General features: G+C 41.0%; 1 protein-coding gene. It reads left to right on the top strand.

From position 1 onward, the window contains the following. Positions 1-1,944 (top strand): non-ribosomal peptide synthetase (locus GRP75_RS25745; protein ID WP_160790747.1); only part of this gene is annotated, 1,944 nt, incomplete at both ends.

The raw sequence follows: 1,944 nt of genomic DNA, 5'->3' as shown, positions 1-1,944 counted from the left end.
TGTAGTAGCTATAATGGTAGACCGGTCCATAGAAATGATAATAGGTGTAATTGCTGTATTTAAAGCAGGAGGCGCGTATTTACCCATAGACACCGAATATCCTGAAGAACGAATCAGATATATGATCGATGACAGCTTGGCTGGAATTATTCTTACGCAAGAACATCATAAAGAAAAAATTAAATTTGATCTTGATATTATAAGCTTTGATGACTGTGTGAATTACAACGGGAGAACAGAAAATCTTCCTGTCATTAATAAATCTTGTAATTTAGCATATGTCATTTATACATCAGGAACCACAGGAAAGCCAAAGGGGATCATGATAGAGCATAGAAGTCTTGTCAACATATCTTACGCATGGAAAAAGGAATATAGGCTTGCGGATATGGATGTAAAGCTGTTGCAAATCGCAAGTTTTTCTTTTGATGTATTTGTGGGAGATGTTTCGAGAACGCTGCTCAACGGAGGCCAAATGGTTATTTGTTCATCCGAGGAGAGATACGATCCTGCACGATTATATTCACTTATTAAAACCCATAAAATAACCATCTTTGAATCCACACCGGCACTGATTATTCCTCTTATGGATTATATCCATGATAATGCTTTGATTATTGATAGCCTCAAGTTGCTTATACTTGGATCAGATACTCTCTCTGTGGAAGATTATGAAAGATTACAATCCTGGTATGGAGAGAAACTGCGGGTTGTTAATAGCTATGGGGTTACTGAGTCCACCATAGATTCCAGTTATTACGAAAAGAGACTGGGAAGCTATTTGGAATCCGGGAGTGTACCTATCGGAAAGCCAATGCAAAATATAAAATACTACGTTGTTGACAAACACTTGAGACCTCAGCCTACAGGGGTTTTGGGTGAGTTGTGCATAGGGGGAGAAGGGCTTGCAAGGGGATATCTAAACCGGCCCGAACTGACAGCTGAAAAATTTGTACCTAACCCGTTTATATCAGGGGAAAGGATGTATCGTACAGGGGATCTGGCCAGATGGCTGTCTGATGGGAATATGGAATTTTTAGGAAGAGTAGATCATCAGGTAAAGATAAGGGGATTTAGAATAGAGCTGGGGGAAATAGAAGCACAACTGCTAAAGCACGTTTCAATAAAGGAAGCAGTGGTTATTGCAAGGGAAGATCAGAAGGGAAACAAGTATCTGTGTGCCTATGTGGCAGGGGAAAATGAATTAACAATAGCAGAACTAAGGGGACATCTCTTAAAGGACCTTCCAGACTATATGATACCATCCTATTTTATGCAGTTAAAAAAGCTGCCGCTGACTCCCAATGGCAAAATAGATAGGAAGGCATTGCCCGAACCTGACGGCAATATCGATGCTGGAATAGAGTATGTCGCACCCTTGGGTGAAGTGGAGGAGAAACTTGCGGGGTTGTGGCAGGATATCCTTAGTATAGAGAAAGTGGGAAGAAACGACAATTTCTTTGAGCTGGGGGGACATTCCTTAAGGGCAGCAAATCTTATTGCCAGGATTCACAAAGAGTTCAATGTAAACATACCGCTTAAAGAAATATTTAAGAGCCCAAATATGTCTGAAGTTGCCGAGTGCATCAAGATTGCGAAGGAGAGTGTATTCCATTCTATTGGGCCGGCTGGGGAGATGGAGTACTATCCAATTTCATCCGCCCAGAAAAGGCTGTATATTCTAAACCAGCTTGACGCAGTTGGGATGGCATACAACATGCCTGGTATTATGCTAATTGAAGGCAAACTCGATAAACTGCGCTTTGAACAGGCTTTTAGGGAGCTTGTTGACAGACATGAGTCTTTCCGTACCTCATTCCATATGATAGATGGTAAACCGGTACAAAAGGTCCATAGCAATGTGGATTTTAGTGTTATGTATATGGAAACCGATGAGGAAAGAGCTGCGAAAATAGCCAGTGAATTTATTAGGACCTTTGACCT

It is taken from the genome of Paenibacillus sp. OT2-17 (genome assembly GCF_009827695.1).
Taxonomy (GTDB): domain Bacteria; phylum Bacillota; class Bacilli; order Paenibacillales; family Paenibacillaceae; genus Paenibacillus; species Paenibacillus polymyxa_B.
The sequence above is the reverse complement of the archived record's forward strand: the minus strand, read 5'-3'. Positions and strand labels throughout refer to the sequence as shown.